General features: G+C 64.0%; 18 protein-coding genes. 12 read left to right on the top strand and 6 right to left on the bottom strand.

The annotated features are described in order from the left end of the window. Positions 1-69: 69 nt before the first annotated feature. Positions 70-765 carry an ImuA family protein gene (locus tag GTH33_RS01315; protein ID WP_163956706.1) on the bottom strand — a complete coding sequence of 232 codons (696 nt, stop codon included), beginning with the start codon at positions 763-765 and terminating at the stop codon, positions 70-72. Positions 766-2,073: 1,308 nt separating this feature from the next. On the opposite strand from GTH33_RS01315, the gene GTH33_RS01310 reads away from it, so the two are divergent. The 4 genes from GTH33_RS01310 to GTH33_RS01295 all read left to right on the top strand — a co-directional run bounded on the left by GTH33_RS01310 (position 2,074) and on the right by GTH33_RS01295 (position 5,064). After that, positions 2,074-2,754, top strand: coding sequence for a ParA family protein (locus GTH33_RS01310; RefSeq protein ID WP_163956705.1), 681 nt, complete (start codon positions 2,074-2,076; stop codon positions 2,752-2,754). Continuing rightward, positions 2,751-3,086, top strand: coding sequence for a hypothetical protein (locus tag GTH33_RS01305; RefSeq protein ID WP_163956704.1), 336 nt, complete (start codon positions 2,751-2,753; stop codon positions 3,084-3,086). The genes GTH33_RS01310 and GTH33_RS01305 overlap by 4 nt, the downstream gene beginning before the upstream one ends. Positions 3,087-3,334: 248 nt before the next feature. After that, positions 3,335-4,453 carry a DNA polymerase IV gene (gene dinB, locus GTH33_RS01300; RefSeq protein ID WP_163956703.1) on the top strand — a complete coding sequence of 373 codons (1,119 nt, stop codon included), beginning with the start codon at positions 3,335-3,337 and terminating at the stop codon, positions 4,451-4,453. After that, complete coding sequence (locus GTH33_RS01295) at positions 4,450-5,064, top strand: alpha-ketoglutarate-dependent dioxygenase AlkB (RefSeq protein WP_163956702.1); 615 nt, start codon at positions 4,450-4,452, stop codon at positions 5,062-5,064. Before dinB ends, GTH33_RS01295 begins: the two co-directional genes overlap by 4 nt. Here GTH33_RS01295 and GTH33_RS01290 read toward each other — a convergent pair. Together GTH33_RS01290 and GTH33_RS01285 are read right to left on the bottom strand one after the other, a co-directional pair. After that, positions 5,046-5,435 carry a DUF4440 domain-containing protein gene (locus GTH33_RS01290; RefSeq protein WP_163956701.1) on the bottom strand — a complete coding sequence of 130 codons (390 nt, stop codon included), beginning with the start codon at positions 5,433-5,435 and terminating at the stop codon, positions 5,046-5,048. The genes GTH33_RS01295 and GTH33_RS01290 overlap by 19 nt on opposite strands. A 105-nt stretch (positions 5,436-5,540) precedes the next feature. After that, entirely contained in the window at positions 5,541-5,810 is a 270-nt protein-coding gene (locus GTH33_RS01285; RefSeq protein ID WP_163956700.1) for a hypothetical protein, read from the bottom strand. A gap of 338 nt (positions 5,811-6,148) precedes the next feature. On the opposite strand from GTH33_RS01285, the gene GTH33_RS01280 reads away from it, so the two are divergent. From GTH33_RS01280 to GTH33_RS01260, 5 genes are all read left to right on the top strand, one after another. Continuing rightward, positions 6,149-6,730, top strand: coding sequence for a ribbon-helix-helix domain-containing protein (locus GTH33_RS01280; protein WP_163956779.1), 582 nt, complete (start codon positions 6,149-6,151; stop codon positions 6,728-6,730). Next, positions 6,727-8,133 (top strand): relaxase/mobilization nuclease domain-containing protein, encoded by a 1,407-nt coding sequence (locus GTH33_RS01275; protein WP_243848455.1) that lies wholly within the window; start codon positions 6,727-6,729, stop codon positions 8,131-8,133. Before GTH33_RS01280 ends, GTH33_RS01275 begins: the two co-directional genes overlap by 4 nt. Continuing rightward, a complete protein-coding gene (locus GTH33_RS01270) occupies positions 8,130-9,008 on the top strand; it encodes a hypothetical protein (protein ID WP_163956699.1) in 879 nt (292 codons plus the stop codon). The genes GTH33_RS01275 and GTH33_RS01270 overlap by 4 nt, the downstream gene beginning before the upstream one ends. 275 nt (positions 9,009-9,283) lie before the next feature. Next, a complete protein-coding gene (locus tag GTH33_RS01265; protein WP_163956698.1) occupies positions 9,284-10,366 on the top strand; it encodes a sulfite oxidase in 1,083 nt (360 codons plus the stop codon). Further along, on the top strand, positions 10,366-10,806 hold the full coding sequence (locus GTH33_RS01260; protein ID WP_163956697.1) for a YidH family protein: 441 nt from the start codon (positions 10,366-10,368) through the stop codon (positions 10,804-10,806). Before GTH33_RS01265 ends, GTH33_RS01260 begins: the two co-directional genes overlap by 1 nt. A gap of 10 nt (positions 10,807-10,816) precedes the next feature. Here the strand turns inward: GTH33_RS01260 and GTH33_RS01255 are convergent, their stop codons facing one another. Further along, entirely contained in the window at positions 10,817-11,692 is an 876-nt protein-coding gene (locus GTH33_RS01255; RefSeq protein WP_163956696.1) for a LysR family transcriptional regulator, read from the bottom strand. 185 nt (positions 11,693-11,877) lie between these two features. Here GTH33_RS01255 and GTH33_RS01250 point away from each other — a divergent pair, with 185 nt between their 5' ends. The 3 genes from GTH33_RS01250 (at position 11,878) to GTH33_RS01240 (ending at position 14,717) form a co-directional block, all read left to right on the top strand. Next, the gene (locus GTH33_RS01250; RefSeq protein ID WP_163956777.1) at positions 11,878-12,891 is read left to right on the top strand and encodes a YeiH family protein; all 1,014 of its coding nucleotides are present in this window, start codon (positions 11,878-11,880) and stop codon (positions 12,889-12,891) included. Positions 12,892-13,044: 153 nt separating this feature from the next. Next, positions 13,045-14,136, top strand: coding sequence for a catalase family peroxidase (locus tag GTH33_RS01245; protein WP_208404213.1), 1,092 nt, complete (start codon positions 13,045-13,047; stop codon positions 14,134-14,136). A gap of 44 nt (positions 14,137-14,180) precedes the next feature. Then, the gene (locus GTH33_RS01240; protein ID WP_163956775.1) at positions 14,181-14,717 is read left to right on the top strand and encodes a cytochrome b; all 537 of its coding nucleotides are present in this window, start codon (positions 14,181-14,183) and stop codon (positions 14,715-14,717) included. Positions 14,718-15,002: 285 nt separating this feature from the next. Here GTH33_RS01240 and GTH33_RS01235 read toward each other — a convergent pair whose 3' ends face one another. Together GTH33_RS01235 and virB11 are read right to left on the bottom strand one after the other, a co-directional pair. Beyond that, positions 15,003-16,928, bottom strand: coding sequence for a type IV secretory system conjugative DNA transfer family protein (locus tag GTH33_RS01235; RefSeq protein ID WP_163956695.1), 1,926 nt, complete (start codon positions 16,926-16,928; stop codon positions 15,003-15,005). Positions 16,929-16,942: 14 nt separating this feature from the next. After that, positions 16,943-17,965, bottom strand: a complete 1,023-nt coding sequence (gene virB11, locus GTH33_RS01230; RefSeq protein WP_163956694.1) for a P-type DNA transfer ATPase VirB11 — start codon at positions 17,963-17,965, stop codon at positions 16,943-16,945. Positions 17,966-17,967 lie beyond the last annotated feature (2 nt).

The raw sequence follows: 17,967 nt of genomic DNA, 5'->3' as shown, positions 1-17,967 counted from the left end.
CAACTCCCGCCCCGGGGAACGGAGCAGGCGCCGGGATCATCCTCGACGGATAGCAGGTGCGCGGCGACCTCAGGCGGCCGCGGTGCGGGCCGTTCCAACCGCCTCAGCCGCTCGATGGCCAAGTGCGGCAGGAACAGCGAGACGACCCGTCTCATCGCAACCCTCCACTACCAGGGAGAATGGTTCGCCGCCTCGCTGGCGCGCCAGCTCGATCGACCAGCGTGGTCGGCCCACGCCGGCGACCTCGAGGCGCGCCGAGGGAGCGCTGGCGATCCGCCAGCGGGTCCAGGCCGCGGATGGCTCGCCCAATGGATCCTGGTCGCGGGTTCGCCGGCGACGCAGGAGAAGCACGGGCATATCAGCCTCGGCTGCGACAAGTTGGAGGCGGCGGGTTGCCACCATCGACACCCTCCCCGCCTCCGCGACGACCGCTGAAGGCGTTCCATCGCGAACGGCATCCTCGATGACGGCGAGAAGTGCGGCGTCATCCGGCGGTTGTGCGTAGATCACGTCCGCGGCAGCGAGCCCGGCTTGCTCTAGTCCTGGCGCATAGAGATCATTTCGGCAGCTCGCCCATAGAACCGGGCCACCAACTGCACCGGCTTCCCTCGCGGCGATGCCCGCCAGGAACAGCGTGGCTGCCGCGTCATCCACCAACGAACAGCTCCGGGCCGCTACTTCGTGCAATGCGCCGGCACGAAGTCCGCCGCATCCGAGACGATCGTCCAGAGCTTCGACGCCGAAGGCGATGATGCGGTGATCCATGATGGGCAGCGCGATAGCCCGAAGATTGGCTACCGTACTTCGGAGGGAATCGGGTGTCGTAAGCATGATGGACAGACTCTAAGCGTTCCCCATACGTTCCTTCAGTGGTTGCGTTCGGTCAAGGCACTTGCGACGACAGGAGTGCGCGAGCTGGCTCGTGCCGCTTCCGCCGGAGCTTCTTTGCCGATCAATCGGGGCTCGAGATCGTGCGGTGTCCCCTCCCCCACCGCGTTGCGCTGATCCGCATGCGGACGCAGCGATGGTGGTGCACCAAGGCGGGATCGACGCACTGCCAAAGCGATACACGCGACCGCTCGGTTAAATGCGAGATAGCGGTTACATGCGACACAATTGAATGCGGAGATCGGGGGGGGGGGGGGGGGGCAGCGGGAATGAATCGCTGTTCTCTCAGCTCCCCGCCCCTCTGTTTAACGTGGTCGCTGTAACCGCTGTGTTCGGGATAACCGCACGGAGCGCGGAGGTAGATGCGGCCGCTGTACCTTCGAATATCGGGCCTCCTTGCTAGCTCGCTCCCGCGGCGGCGATTAGAGCCAATACCCTGCCGGGATGACGCTATCCGCTGTACCTGCTGTACTCGCCGTACGCGCCGTAACCGGTGTAACCGGTGTATCCGATATACCCTGTGTATCCGCTGCGCCCGCTATACCCGCATTAACCGATCTATCAGCCCGACCCGTATCATAGGCTAGGACCGCTCCCCTGCTGCGTCCGTTGTGCCCGCTGTCTCGCGTGTAACCGCCGTGACGCATCGAACCAATACTGCTCCGTCGAGGTCGAGGGCCATGTGGCCAGGACCTTAACGAGGCGAAGCGCTTTGCAGCAACAGAACTGTACGATGCGAAGTGGCGACGGAGCTGCGCCGCATAACCGCCGTAACCGCTGTAACTGCTGTACCCGCCCTACCCGCTGTAACTGCCGTAACTGATAGGTTCGCTGCGTTACATATGTTCGCTCGACTTTATGCTGTCAGTCAGTCTTACAGCGGCATGCCGATCGTGAGAGCGCGTCACGGGCCGGTCACCCGCTCGGTCATCATCTTCGGTCCGAGTGCGCGAATCGTTCGGTTACAGCGAAGCACCAACCAGCGTCGCAGCAACCGTCGTTTTTGTGTGGAGACAGCGATGGCAGGGAAGGGCGCCTGACTTCCCTCTTGAGCTGCGGTTACAACGGTTACACGGAACGCAGATGTTGCACATAACTCTTCGCTCCGCTGTAACTTGCCGGAGCCGGTCATCCGTTGTAACACATGCGACCGCGCGGTCATCGCGGTTAGGATTGGAGTCTCGAATGCCCGTCATCACCCTATTGTCCCCTAAAGGCGGGGTGGGAAAGACCACGACGGCGCTCCTGCTTGCGACGGAACTAGCCGCGCAGGGCGGCGACGTGATCCTTATCGATGCGGATCCCAATTTTCCGCTATCCAAATGGGCGGCCCTGAAAGGCAAACCGGACAATATCGAGGTTATCGAAGAGATCGACGAGGAGACGATCATCGATACGATCACCGAGGCTCGCCAGCGCGCGCGATACGTCATCGTCGACCTGGAGGGGAGGGCGTCCGGCCGCGTGACGAATGCCCTGCTCGTCTCGAACCTCGCCCTGATCCCGATGCAAGGGTCCGCGCTCGATTCAAACGAGGCCGCGCGCGCCTTCAAGAATGTGAAGCAGGTCTCGAAAGCGCGTGAGAAGCCCCTGAAATTTGCAGCGGTGCTCGCAAAGACGCAGGCCTCCACGCGGCTATGGCCGCGCGATCTCAAGCAGATCATTGCAGGCATGCGAGAGGCGGGTATCCCCGTCATCGACACCGCACTCGCCGAACGCGGCGCCTATCGGGCCATCTTCAGCATTGGCGGTACGCTCGCCACGTTGAAGGACAAGGACGTCGGCTCGTTGGAAACCGCCCGGGCGAACGCGGCGGCTTTTACCCTCAACGTCCTTCAACTGCTCAACGAGAAGACCCCGGCATGAATGACACCACAGCTCGGCCCGGCCTCGCCAATTTCGCGCTCGACGATGACGACGACATTCCGATCCCGACGCCGGAACAGCGTCAAAGGGCGAAGCAAGGTGGCGAGAGGCTCGGGTTCAAGTCCGAGCCCGCCGAACCAGCCAAGCGTCCCACAGCATCGACGCGGGAGGCCGTCTACACCGCCAACTTCCATATCCGCACGACGCCGGAAGACCGCGAGCGCTATGACGACTTTGCCTATCGTCATCGGGTGAAGAAGGGCGAGGCCATGACCTTGCTTCTGACACTCGCAGAGGAAGCGGAAGCGGCACGGGCGGCGAAGAAGAAATAAGAGGGCAGGGGGCCCTCGCCGTACCGACGGCGGAACAAGTGACTGCTCGCTCGATCGCCGTTCGCCGGCCGATCGAAACCCGTATCAGGACGGAGGTCGGTACGCCCCCAGGGCAACTTTGTGGTTATAGCGGCCACGTGTAACCGCTGGAACCGTGGTGCCACGTCAACGCTCGCGTGGTAGCGTCCGGGCGAGGTCGGGTGCCGCTCTCATGAACCGCTGTTCCCTATACGTTCGTGTCTTGATACATGTCACCCATGGATCGCGGCCCCATCCGGAAAATCATCCATGTCGACATGGACGCCTTCTTCGCATCGGTGGAGCAGCGAGACGATCCACGTCTGCGTGGGCGTCCCGTCGCGGTCGGGCAGGCCGCTGCCCGCGGTGTCGTTGCCGCGGCAAGCTATGAAGCGCGTACCTTTGGCGTGAAGTCGGCGCTGACTTCCGTGACGGCGATGCGGCGCTGCCCCGACCTCGTCTTCGTGCCTCCTCGGTTCGATGTGTATCGGTCGGTCTCGCAGCAAATCCATGCGATCTTCGCCGAATTCACCGATCTCATTCAGCCGCTGTCGCTCGACGAGGCGTATCTCGACGTGACCGCCAATCGAAGAGGCCTTCCAACCGCCTGGCTGACCGCCAAGGCGATCCGCGCTCGGATCCTCGAGGAAACGGGCCTGACGGCTTCCGCTGGCATTTCGTACAACAAATTCCTCGCCAAGCTCGCGTCCGATCATCGTAAGCCCAACGGGCAATTCGCGGTTACCCCAGACATGGGGGAGGCTTGGGTAGAGACGCTGTCGGTCTCGCGCTTCCATGGTGTCGGACCGGTCACCGCCGCGAAGATGGAGCGGCTCGGCATAACGACCGGAGCTCACCTGCGTTCAAAATCAATAGACTTCCTGACCGAGCATTTCGGCAGTTCGGCTGGCTGGTACCACGCGATCGCGCGTGGCGAAGATGATCGACCGGTAAATCCGAACCGCGTCCGAAAGTCGTCGGGATCCGAGACTACGTTCGATCGGGATCTGACCGATCCAAAGGAGATCGAAGCCGGTGTGCTGCGGATGGCTGACGATGTGTGGACCTGGTGCCAGAGGCGGCACACATTCGGGCGGACCGTAACGGTCAAGGTCAAGTTCCAGGACTTTCGCCAGATCACGCGCAGCCGCAGCCTCCCGGGCGCGGTCGACACCCTTACGCTTTTGCGGTCCGCAAGCCTTGCTCTGGTTCGTTCGATATACCCGGTCGAAAAGGGTATTCGCCTCGTTGGGGTGACGGTATCGAATTTCCTGGCTGGCAACCCCGAACCGTCGCAACTGCCGTTGCCCGCGAGCCAGCCGGGTCCTGGTGGATCGGCCGAGCTATGATGCCCGACCTCTTTGGCAGTCCCATCTTACCCGGATTGTCGGTCGCGTCGGATCTCGTTACCGCAACCGAGGAAGCCTCGTTGATCGCAGCCATCGACGCGACCGCGCTCGCACCCTTCCGGTTCCAGGGCTGGACCGGCAAGCGCCTCACCAACTCGTTCGGGTGGCATTATGATTTCGAGACCAGCCGTGTCGCGCGCGCCGAAGCGATGCCGGATTGGCTTCTACCGATCCGCGACCGCGCTGCCGCCTTTGCAGGGCTCAGTCCGGAATCACTGATCCAAGCGCTTCTCATCCGCTACGACCCCGGCGCGGGAATAGGGTGGCACCGCGATCGGCCAATCTACGAGCATGTGGTCGGGGTATCGCTCGGCGCGTCCGCCGAGATGCGCTTCCGCCGTCGCCGGGGGGAGCGCGACTTCGAGCGCGCTGCGTTGCCGCTCGAGCCCCGCGCCGCCTACCACATCACCGGGCCAGCACGGCACGAATGGGAACACAGCATCGTCGAAATGGACCGCCCGCGTTGGTCGATCACCTTTCGAAGCCCGTCCGAGAAGGGGCGGGCAGTCTTCGGGCGAGATACGGCCGAGCCTCATGCCAGGGTCAGATAGATCTCTGCTTCGATGACCCAATCGGCACCGACCCTCCGCCATTTCGCAGCGTAGCTGCCGGACGCAAGGAGCGTGGCTCCGCCAGATTGGGCGCCACGCCAATGACCATGCTCCATGGCAATCGGCTCGACCGGGGATGCGATGACGTGATCCGGGGTCCGGACATAGACCGTCGGGTCAGCGCTTGCGAACTCACGCTTCCAAGCCAGGAGTTGCGACTTGCGTCCCGACAGGACCGCGCTGTCCGTGCCGGTGACGAGGAGCGCATTGGGAGCAAGGATGGGCCCGATGGCTGCCAGGTCGGCATCTGCAAGCGCCCGATTGAAAGCGGCGCGGCGCATGCGAATGGCAAGCTCGATAGCGTTGGTCATGCTGTCGCCATGAGCGATGCAGCCCCCCGCTGGAAAGAGCGGATCAGCGCGTCACGATCTCCCTGGTCGGTTTCACCGCACGTCGTGGCGTCGATCCTGTCTGGCTCAGTCAGAGGGTAGCGTGGCCAGATGTCGGGCAACCGCGCTTCCCCCGTAATTCCCTATCGCCACCGCGATCGTGCGAGCATCTGCCTTGTCGATCTCCGCGATTTTGACGCGTTCGAGGGCCGCCATCAGGGTCTGACGCCCAGCATCCCGGGCGGCAATCTCCATTGCTTTGGCGCGTTCGTCCAACGCAGCCAACTCTGCCCTCAAGGTTTCGCGTCGGGCTTTAATCGCGGTGAGATCGTCGGCCTTGGCCGAGGTACGGGGCATTGCATTCCTCCATTGGGGAACCTGGGGGCAAGAGAGTGTTCTGTCGGAGAAGTGAAGTCTGGGCCACCTGAATTAACTCCATATCCCCTCCAAATCTGCACCAGATCACAGTATATATCCCGATCTTACCGTGATCGACGCGCGCGGAAACGCTTCGAGAAAGAAGACCTGCTAGCAGATATCCACCATTCTTCTCCTCCGCGTTTGATTTCTCATTGCGCTTGTTTGAAATCTGGTGATGAGATAGCTAGAGACTGTTACAAGGGATGGCAGGATATGCCATCTGGCACCAATGTATTGCATTGGTTTTGATGGCGCCGCTGCACGGGGCTTTAGGCATGATGGTAAGCCTGAGGATGAAGGATGAGCTCGTCGCGGAGATTGATCGCGTCGCAGCCGCTCATGGCCAGTCTCGCAGCGCGTGGATCGTGCTCACCCTCTCTCGCGTCGCGCTGGCGTCCGAGCATGACGATCTACCGACACCAGCCATCGCGGACAGGGGACACCCGGACGATCAGGTGCGGGTCACTGTCCGGCTGAAGCGAACCGAGATCGAGGCGATCGACACAGTTGGTGCACCGTTGGGATTGACCCGTAACGAGTGGATCAAGCGGGCGCTGAGGTGGCAGCTATGGGACAAGGCCGCGCGCCTGCGTCTCGCCCCGACGACCCAGGCCGAGATCGGAAGAGTGCGCAAGCAGGTGCTCGCGATCGGTCGCAACATCAACCAGGCCGTCCACGCGATGAACGCGGCGAACCAGCCGGAAAGCTCCCTCGACATAGCGCGGATTTCCGAGCCTTTTCTCGAGACCTGCGGGGAGCTGAAGGCGCTGCTGTTCGCCACCAGGCGATCTCTCTCGTCCTATGTAGGGGGCGAAGTCGGCTACTGGACCGGTGCGTTCGGGGATAAACAGCGATGAGCTTCCGGCTTTCTTCCGGTACGCTCGACACCATGGCTGGCGTCTTCGCGCCTTCCAAGAAGTACCGGGCCGGCAGCGGGGGCGGGACGGGAAAGGCACCGTCCACGGGGGGTACGATGCTGGGGTTGGCGGTCGCTTCCATGATCCCGAAGCCGACCAGTCGATCGACCGCCTATCGATCCTCGCCACACACCAAGCAGGCATTTGGGGGGAGTGCGCAGGCGGCGGTCAGCAGGCGCGCCGTGTCCACGATGGAGCGGACGGCGCGGCGTGCGCCGGAGGTCATGGTCCGCATCACGGGTCGGCAGCATGGCGGCGGCCATGTCCTTGCCAACTTCTCCTACATCAGCCGTCTCGGGCATGGTCCGGACGAAGAGCTGCCACTCTATACAAGCGACGGCGACGTCATCCGCGACGGCGGGGAGATGCAAATCCTCGCGCAGGATTGGCACGAGTGGGAGATGGGTGATGACGCGCGCCGGAAGGGGGCGACATCGATTTCGATGATCCTTTCGATGCCGACCGGCACTGATCCGGAGCGGCTGAAGGACGCGACCCTCGACTTCGCGCGCGAGGAATTCGCAAACCGATCCTGGGTCGCCTCGCTCCATGTCGACCGTGATCATCCCCACGTCCATGTCACCTTCGCACGCCGCGACCATGACGGACGACGCTTCCATCCCGACCGTGATGATCTTTTCCGCTATCGCCAACGCTTTGCCGAGAAGCTGCGTGACCGGGGCATCGAGGCGAACGCGACGCCGGCGAGGGCACGTGGTATCGACCCGGCGCATGAGCCCATCGCGGCGCGCAAGGTGCGGGAGAAGGGAGGCGTGCCTCGCCTCGACAAGGGCCGCGCCGAGCGCGCCGCGCGCTACCGGGAGTGGGGGCTCGCCGATCCTGTCGAGGCTGTCCTTGCTCGTCAGCACGTGACCGTTCGAGCCGCCTATGAGCGTTCGATCGTCGAGCTGTCGTCGTCACCCTCATTGGTCGATCAAGCCGTGGCGAAAAGTCTCGAGCGATTCGTGGCATCGATGCGGACTCCCGAGCCGAACTCGACCAAGTCTATCCGGCTGGCGGCATCACCCGATCGGCGTGATGCGGCTGACCTTGAGGTGCGCGATCGGGTTGCCGCCGCGCTTGCGCGATCGAGAGCGATGCGCGAGCAGCTCGAAGCAGATCGACAATTATCGGAGGGCACAGGGCGTCCGCAGATCGCGCGAGAGGGGGAGCGCTCGGCGGGCGTATCCGACCGTCTCCGGTCTCTGATGGAAGAGGCCAACAGGCAATCCGAGAACGCTGCGCCGAGGAAGGCCGACGACATTCTACAGCAGGTGCGGGAGCACGATCGCGCGCACCGCGGGCGAGACCAGATATTGAACAAGGGCGAGCCACGGCGATGAACACGGACCCAACCAAAGCCTTGCTAGCAGCCGTCCTTGATGCGCTGACGCTCGTCCAGGGTCAGCTTGATGCCGTGGCGCGGGGCAACGCCCGGATCGAAGCGTCTCAGAACGATATCCTGACCCGGCTCGACACGATCGATGCCGGGCAGGCTGCGGTTACGGACCTGATGCCAGTGCTGGAGATGATCCTCGCCCGATCGATCGAGGATCGGGAGCTGACGCGGGCCCAGCTTTCGACCGTCGCGGCAATCGCTGGGTTTGCGCATGCAGCGGCAAACGGCAACTCCGCGCCGCTTCCCATCGACATTGCCGATGATGCGCTGCTCGAACGCTTCGCGCTCTTGCAGCCGGCGGATAGGCGGTCGAACGATCGCGCGATGGTTGCGTGGCGGAAGGCCGCGAGCAGTGCCAGCTCGAGCGACTTGTTCGCTCTTTTGACCAGACAATATCAGCCGTCGCCCACCGACACACCGGAAACACGCATACTGCGCTACCGGCTCGCCGCGGTCAGCCGTGCGGAGTTAGAGGGGAGGGGGGCTAGCCTGCCGCAGCCGCCTGCCTCGACCAGTGCGCCAGACCGGTCCGCCTTCGCCGACGAAGCCCGGTCGGCCGAGCTAGCCGTTCTCTGGCGGGCAGGCGAGAGCCCAGCACTCTTCGCCGACCCTGAACTGGCCGGATCGCTTGACCTCTTTTATCGTGTGGAACGGGGCGGGATGGGGGTTCCCGAAACCCAGATGACGGACGAACTTGCGCAACTCCATCGCATGTTGGGGGATCGCCTTGCATCCGGAGAGCGACCATCGATGGCCCGCGGTCCGTCAAGGTATTCGCCCGTACCAGAAGCGGATCTCGGTCTTGATCGGTCTTCTTAGCTTTAGCGGCGCGCATCATTGATTCTCGGGAATTGCGTAAGGGCAGCTTTCAATTCGCCTCCCTTGCGTCACATCGGCACAGCGATGAGGCGCTCGTCGTGCGACACATCACGTACCGTGCGACGACCACATGCTGGCGAATATCGTCCGCTCGCCAACCGGCGATAAGACTGGCGGCAGCTTCGCAGTAGCGATGGTCGATCGAGACGCTTGGATGATGTGGGCCAAGCAAACGATCGATTACGCTGTCAATTTCATCATGATAGACTGGAAGCATGACAGAAGCCGATCGCGCCAGACCGAACCTCATCCTCCGCTGCCTGGACCCGCTCAACGCGGAGACACATCCAGACAAATTGACCACCTTCCTGACGGCGCAGGCAGATTTCTACATACGCAGCCACGGGCCGACGCCGAAGCTCGCCGGCGATCATCGTGTAGCGCTCGACGGATTGGTCGATCGACCGCGCACTTTCACGGTTGCCGAACTTCAGACGGCATTCGCGAGCCGGACAGTGACCGCGACCATGCAGTGCGCCGGCAATCGGCGAGCACATCTTCAAGATGTCAAGAAGACCTCGGGCGATCCCTGGGACGTGGGTGCGATCGGCAATGCGGCGTGGACCGGCGTCGCGCTCCGCGACGTGCTCGCCGCGGCCGGCATCCAGGACGGCGCCTCGTTCGTCGGCGCGACGGGTGCCGACGACGTCGATGTCGATGGTGAGACGGCGCCGTTCGGTGCCTCGATCTCGATCGCCAAGGCTTTGGAGCCCGACGTGCTGATCGCGTGGGCGATGAATGGCGAGGCGCTGACCCCCGAACATGGCGCACCATTACGGCTCGTCGTGCCGGGCTACGCGGGCGTTCGTAGCGCCAAGTGGCTGACCCGCATCGAGGTGCGCGATCGCCCATCGGATGCGCCGATCCAGGCCAAGGACTACAAGCTCTTCCCGGCGTCAATAGCGAAGGAGGACGCGGACTGGGATCAGGGCCTGACGATCGAGGAGATGCCGCTCAACGCTGCGATCTGCGCTCCCGTGGACGGCGAACATGTCAGAGCCGGGGCATGCTCGATCGCAGGCTATGCGGTCGCCTTCGGTCGAGCGGTCTCCCGCGTCGAGGTCTCCGTCAATAACGGCACCGACTGGGTGCAGGCGGAACTGGCCGCAGAACCCGATGCCCCCTGGAGCTGGACGCAGTGGTGCGTCACACTCGATCTGTCGCCCGGGCTCCATGTCCTGGTGGTCCGCGCCGTCGATGGTGCCGGGCAGATGCAGCCCGAACGACCCGAGGCGATCTGGAATTTCGCGGGCTATCTCTCGACGGCCTGGCACCGCATCACCGTCACCGCCGGCTGATGGACGCCCCCCACGACGCCGATCGGGCTCATGCGAAGCTGGCGGAGAGCGCGAGCACGCTGAAGGACAGCGCAGTCCAGCAGGTGGACAGCGCCGACCGCCGCACAGAGCTTGCCATCGACAGGACGATCCTTGCCGGAGAGCGCACCTATGCCGCCTGGGTACGGACCGGACTGGCGGCGCTTGCATCCGGGATCGGCGCTCGCGCGCTGCTCAGCGACGTCGTCTTCCCGTGGCTGGCGACGGCGACCGGAACGATGCTGATCCTGTTCAGCGCCTTCTGCTTTGTTGCTGCGGTGTGGCGCGAGATGGGCGCCGGCGCCCCGCCGCCACGACCGGATATCAGGCGCCTGCCAGCCGCGTTGCTCCTGATAGTAAACGGATTTCTGGTGCTCGTGTCGCTTGCAGCGCTCGTGGGCATCTGGAGCGCGCGCTCATAGCGCAGTATCGCTAACAGCGCTGCGAGCCAATCAGGTCCAGCAGTGCATCCGCGGCCTTCGTGCGATACCGCTCCTTGTGTCGAAGCCCAAAGAAGGCGCGCGGACCAAACTCGATCGGTCCCGCATGCAGCGTACCGGCCTTGATCGCCGGTGCAACGACCAGTGATGACAGAACGCCGACACCTGCACCGGCCTCGATCGCGGTACGCACGCTCTCGTTGGACGGCAGAACCAGCGCAACGTCGAGCATCGCGGGATCGACGTCGAGCGCGCGCAAGTGTCGATCGAGCGTCGAGCGGGTGCCCGAGCCCTGCTCGCGCGTGACCCAGCGGAATCGACGCAGGCAAGCCGCGTCGATTTGCTGAGAGAATGGCGCTGCGCCGACCAATACCAGCCGGTCCTCGCCGATCGGCCAATGTGCGAGGGAAGGATCATCGACCTCGCCTTCGACGATGCCAAGATCGGCGTCGCCATCGTGGACACGGACAGCGGCTTGATCGGTGTTACCGATTGCGAGCTCGACTAACAGCGCCGGATAGCGTTCGTGGAATGCGGCCAGGATCGGTGGTAACCAGTAGGCGGCAATGGTCTGACTGGCAACGACGCGCAGCGTGCCGCGCTTGAGGCCACCCAGTTCGTCCAGTATCATCTCAGCCGCTGCTGCGCGCGCAAGGACGCCCCGCGCCTCGACGAGGAACAGTCGCCCCGCCTCGGTTAGGGTGATCCCTCGCCCGACCCGATGGAACAGCTTGATCGCGTGTCGCGCCTCTAGCGCGGCGATGGCAGCCGACGCCGCTGACTGGGTAACGTTCAGCGCACGCGCCGCAGCCGTCACATGCTCACGCTCGGCGACGCCGACAAAGAGACGAAGTTGCTCAAGGGTCATGCCCGCACCCTAGCTGACCGATCAAAAATGGCGATTGAAATGATTAAAACTAGGCGTTGGTACGATCGGTACTGCGGGCATAGCTCAATCGGCGGAAGGAAACCGCTGTGGCCAGTCTTGCCTCTCTTGATCAATCTGCCGGTCAGATCGTCAGAAACAACCGCCTTGTCATTCTGCCAGGGATCATGCTGTGCCTGACCGTAACTGGGGCCGCTTATGCGCTCGAAGCCGGCGAGCGCGCCGTGGCGGGGAAGGCGTGGCTGGAGGCCTTGGTGCTGGCGATCTTGTTAGGCACGGCGGTCCGCAGCGTGTGGACGCCCGGCGACCGCTGGCACGCCGGCATCGCTTTCAGCGCCAAGTATCTGCTGGAAGTCGCCGTGGTCCTGCTCGGCGCATCGGTCAGTGCCGTCACCATCCTGTCGGCCGGTCCTGGGCTGCTGATCGGCATTGCCGGGGTGGTGGCGTGCGCCATTCTGCTCAGCTTTGCCATCGGGCGGCTACTCGGCCTGCCGACGCGCATGGCGTTGCTGGTGGCGTGCGGCAATGCGATCTGCGGCAACTCGGCTATCGCAGCCGTGGCGCCAGTGATCGGAGCGGACAGCGACGACGTTGCCGCCTCGATCGCATTCACCGCCGTGCTGGGCGTGGCAGTCGTCGTCGGATTGCCGCTGCTCGGGATCGCGCTCGGCATGAGCGGCCTCGCCTTCGGCACGCTCGCCGGCCTCACGGTCTACGCAGTGCCGCAGGTGATCGCCGCGGCGTCGCCGCTTGGCACGGTTGCGGTGCAAACGGGTACGTTGGTTAAACTGGTGCGCGTGCTGATGCTGGGGCCGGTCTGCCTCTTACTGTCGCTGGTGGCGCCGCACTTGGGGTCGCAGGGGGAGCCCCATGGTGAGGAGGTCGCCGGTGGAAGCCGTAGCAACCGCCCCGGCCTTTTTCACCTCGTGCCGTGGTTCATCATCGGCTTCCTGGCGCTGGTCGCCTTCCGGTCGCTAGGTCTGATGCCGGCCGAGGCCATTGCACCGATCGGGCGAATCGCGACCCTGCTGACGGTCATCTCGATGGCGGCGCTCGGGCTCGGCGTGGATGTTCGAATCGTCGCCAAGGCCGGCGGACGTGTCACCGCCGCGGTCGTCATCTCCTTGCTTGGGCTGGGGGCGATCAGCATGGCTCTACTCGCTGCCCTTCACATCGCTTGAGCGGCAAAGGGTCGGGTGATCCTGCCCGGCCCAATCGTCGCAAGGCCAACCGGGCCGGCCATACGTCCTCGGGAGCGGCATCTTATGAAATGTCGCGATCGTTTACTTGTCGTCTGCCGGTTATCGATGGCGTGGCCAAAAGATCGCAGTATCATGACCGCAATGTCTCCGAACCCACAATCCCCTCGCAGCACCTTCGCCTCGCTCGCGCTTATCGCAGCGGTCGCAGGGAGCACGGCCGGCGCCTTCGCCTACACGGCCGGCTGGCTCTCCCCGAACCGTTTGTCGCCGAACCAGGTCGCTGATGCCTTCGGGCCCAAAGTGGTGGCCGGCCATCGCCTGAACCACGCCAAGGGCACCTGTTTCACCGGCATCTTTCGGTCGAGCGGGGCGGGCACATCCCTTTCCACGGCGCCGATGCTCGCCAAGGGCGATTTTCCCGTCGTCGGTCGTTTCAATCTCGGCACGCCCGATCCCTATGCCAAGGACAGCGCACCCCGGGTACGTGGCATCGGCCTGCTGATCTCGGCGCCCGGCGGATCGCAGTGGCGCACCGCGATGATAAACGCCCCTGTGTTCGCCGTCTCGACGCCGGCTGAGTTCTACGCGATGCTTCAGGCCGGCGGATCGAAGGACCCCGACGCGGCCGCAAAGTTCGCCGCGGCGCATCCCGGCATGAAACCGTTCACCACCTGGGCGAAGACCGGACCGTGGACCGGCTCCTATGCCGAAGAACGGTTCAACAGTCTCAACTCCTTCATCTTCTCCGACGCGTCTGACGTGAAGCGCACGGTGCGCTGGTCGATCGTGCCTGAACAATCAGTCGGCCGGATCACAGCCGCCGAGTTTGCGAAGACCGGGCCTGACGTGCTGGAGCGGGAAATTACTGATCGTGTCGGGACCGCGCCGGTGAGATGGCTGATGACGGTCCAGATCGCCAAGGAAGGGGATCCAACAAGCGATCCCTCGAAGGCGTGGCCCGCTGATCGCCAGACCGTCACGCTCGGCGAGATCATAGCGACGCGCGTCATACCGGAACCGGATGGGCCGTGCCGCGACCTCAACTTTGATCCCACCGTGCTACCGGCAGGCATCGCTACCTCGGACGATCCGTTTCCGGCTGCTCGCTCGGCGGTCTATGCCAAGTCCTACGATCGTCGCACCGCCGGCGCCGCGAACTATCCGCGTACCGCCGATCCCTACCCCCCGGCCCAGAATGAGCCAAAGAAGGGAGGCACGTCGTGATCCGGCAACGTTTCACCGTCCTGCAACGCGTTCTGCACTGGGTCATGGCGGTCGCGATCCTCGCCATGCTGTTCATCGGCGTTGGTATGGTTTCGACGATCAGCGCCAGCTATCTCGGGCTCGTCTCGATCCACCGGCCCCTCGGCATCGCCATCCTGATCCTAGCCGTCATCCGGATCGGCGTGCGCCTCTTGCGCGGCACACCGCCGCTGCCGGCGGACCTGCCGGCGCCGATGAAGCAGGCCGCCATCCTGTCGCATATCGGGTTGTACGCGCTGATGGTTGCGATGCCGCTGCTTGGATGGGGGATGCTGTCGGCTGCGGCGTATCCCGCGGTCATGTGGCACGGTTTCGCCTTGCCCGCGATCCTGCCGCAGTCCGCGACGCTCCACGCGGTCCTGTGGGATCTGCACCATTATCTGGCGTTTGCGTTTTTCGCGTTGATCCTGATGCACTTGTCGGCTGCACTGTTTCACTTGCTGGTTCGGCGCGACGGCGTGTTCGAGTCGATGGCGCCAGTCGCTGGCGATATGATCGCAAAGCCGGCGGATGACGCCTACGCTGTTAACCGAACGCCCTAAGGCGCAGGGCCATGTGGTTGATCGCGGCTGATGCGAAACTGTTCCCCGCGCTGGCCGATGCCGAGTGACTGATTGTCGATGCCTGCGCGGCCCTCATAGCCGCGACCGTTCCTTACGTGCGGCAGAAAAAGGCGATCAATCCATTGACCAGGCAAAACGCAGGCAGGCTGCCAGCGTCAAGCTCTTGGAGATAATGCTGTAACTCTTCGACGATATGATATTTTTTGAAGCCACGGCGTGTCGTGTGCGCCTTGATCTAGCATCGGGCTGGTGATGTCATGATCTCTACGCGGACCGGGCACCGATCGAGACGAGGTTTTCGAACAGTCTGGCGGTGCGCTCGCCTGGGGGGGCGGCCTTCGCAGCATCGATCGCTGCCTTGCTCAAGGGTGAAAGGGCAGGGCGCGCGCCGCTCGCTTGATCTGCGATGCTGATTGATGATGCCGAGGTCCCGGCCGCGATCGTCGGGGCCGGGCGGGTTTCCTCGGCTTCCGCTGCGGCGATCACGCGAAGGCTGTTGCGGGCGACCGCCGGGTCGACGCGGATCGTGGGCATCCCCGGCGGCGCGATCTTGGTGCGCGCCGCGAGCTTCTTTTCGGCATAGTAGCGAACCTTCTTGCCATAGGCCGCGTACATGCCACGCCGGAACACGATGAGGTCGTTCTCGGGCAGCATCTCGACCTCCTGCGGCAATAGCAGCGGCCGGCGCTGATCGGATTCCGAAGTGGATCCGCCCCCGCCGCCCCATGTCCCCATCGAGCGCGACCGTGCGCGAAAGGTGTACGTTCCCAGCTGTTCCGAGATCTTCTTGGCGTCGGACAGGCCGGCCGGCCGCAGGACGAGCTTCACGGCGCAGTTGCGCTCGATGTCGGCCGCGACCTTGTCGCCATAGACCCCCTGGATCTGCTCGATCGACTGGAACGCCGGAAGCAGCCGCAGCCCGTACCCGGCGACGTAGCTGAAGGCCTGGGCGAGGACCGAGCATTTGCCGAGGCTTGCGAACTCGTCGAGCGCGACGAGGACCTTGATACGGTGCCGATCGCCCTTCGGCAACTCGCGGACGTTGCGGTCGATGAGCTGCTGGAAGAGCAGCCCGTAGATCGGCGCCACGCGCTCGAGATCGTCGGGCGAGACGCCGAGGTAGAGCGAGATCCGCTTATCGCGGAACTCGCTCAAGTCGAAGTCGCTCTCGGACGTCGCCGCATCGACATAAGGGTTGAGCCAGGCGTTGATCTTGGCGGTCACCGACTGGCGGATCGAGGTAAAGGTGTTCGGCGATGCCGACGTGAAATCCTTCAGCGCGGACACGCAGCCGCCCGACAGCGGCTTGCCTGCCTGCTCTCGCATCCGGATGATCTTCGGGAACCGCTTCGCGGCATCACCGGCGGCGAACTGCCGATAGACTTCGCCCATCGTGAACGGCAGCGCATCCGCCCCGTCATCGGCGGTCGCCGCGACGTAGGCCGCCACGCCGAGGAACGCGGTCCGCGCGCTCTCCGCCCAGAAATTCTCGCCGGAGACGGGATCGGGGAACAGCATCATCCCGATCTTCTGGAGCTCGTTGATCACCGCCACGGGGTCGCGGCGGTCGATATAGCTCAGCGGATTGTAGCGCGCCGTGTTGCCCTTGGGGTCGAGCGGATTGAACAGCACCACCCGCTGCCCGAGCATCCTCAGTCGGTAGCCTGCGGTATTGTCGTAATTCTCCTGCTTGATGTCGAGCACGACGAGCGAGTCTGGCCAGTCGAGAAGATTGGGGATGATGACGCCGACCCCCTTGCCGGCGCGCGTCGGTGCCTCGAGCATGACATGCTCTGGCCCGTCGAAGCGCATGACCTTGCCGCCGAATTTGCCCAGCACGATGCCGGAGGCCCCGAGCAACTTGCCCCTGCGGATCTCGCCGACTCGCGCCCATCGCGCTTCCCCGTGCAGCTTCTGGCGCCTGAACAGCGTCGAGATGATCGTGACGATCGTCAGCGCGAGGCCGAGCCCGAAGCCGAGGAGGAACGGCGTGTAGACGATCGGGTACGCCTTCAACCCCCAGAGGGCCGCCGGCACCTTGCGCCACGGCGTATGCGCGCTCAGAAGATGAGCCCTCCAGAGGACCGCCACGGCACCGATGCCTGCGCTGACGATCAACCCGATCACCGCCAGGAAGACGATGGCGCCTGGCTGCGATCCTTCGTCGCTTCGCACCCACTTGCCGTTCACGCCCTATGTCCTCCTCAACCGCGCGACTTTCCCGCTGGATCGAACCACACTTCGGTCATGCGATAGCGCGCCGGCTGCCCCTCTCCGGGGGGCAGGCGATCCATCTGCACGACGATATCGACCAGCGAGCGCAGCAGTGCCCGGATGTCGTGGCGGTCGAGATCGTTGCCGCCTTCCGATTCCTTGACCAGCAAGGTCAGCTGTTCGAGCGCGCCCTCGGTCGTGTTGGCGTGGACCGTGGTGATCGAGCCGGGATGCCCGCTGTTGACGTTCCTGAGATAGAAGAAGGCCGTGCCGTCGCGCAGCTCCTGGAGGAGGATGCGATCGGGCCGCATCCGCAGCGCCGACTCCAGCAGCTCCTTCGCGCCGGCTTTCTGCAGCCCCTTGCCGTCCTTTGCGTACATCATGTGGACGCGGTTGCGCTGCGGCACGACGAGCTCGCGCGTATCCTCGATCGTGAGGATTCGCTCATGGTCCGGGATCAGCTTGATGAGCCCCTTCGAGAAGCTTGTCTTGCCCGATCCCGTCGCGCCCGAGATGAGGATGTTCTTCCGGGATTCGACCGCGAGGCGGAAGAACGCCTTCCACTCGCCGGCGTCGCGATAGGCCTGAAGCCTGGCGTCGACATCGTCGTGCGATCCGCCGGCCCGAACGTCGCTGAACAGCCCTGCGCGTTCGAAGTCGTCGATGTCCATCGTGACGCCCGAGGCCTTGCGGATCGTGATCGAGATGAAGCCCTGTTCGACGGCGGGTGGAACGACCACCTGCACCCGTTCACCGCCAGGCAGCACCGAGGAGACGATCGGAAATTCGGCGTTGATGTCCTGCTTGGTGAGACCGGCGATCAGCTTCGCCAGCGTCATGAGCGCGGCATTGTCCAATGCCGGCTCCTCGTGCCATTCCCACCCTTCGCGCGTCTCCAGACCGATCGATCCCGGCTCGTTGATGACCAGCTCGGTCACGTCGCTTCGCTCGAGGTGTCGCCTGATCGGCTCCGCATTATGGGCGTAGATCAGCGATGCCGGGTTCGTGCCCATCG

It is taken from the genome of Sphingomonas insulae (assembly GCF_010450875.1).
GTDB classification, from domain to species: Bacteria; Pseudomonadota; Alphaproteobacteria; order Sphingomonadales; family Sphingomonadaceae; genus Sphingomonas; species Sphingomonas insulae.
Note: the sequence above shows the minus strand (reverse complement) of the source record. Positions and strands in the feature narration are given on the sequence as shown.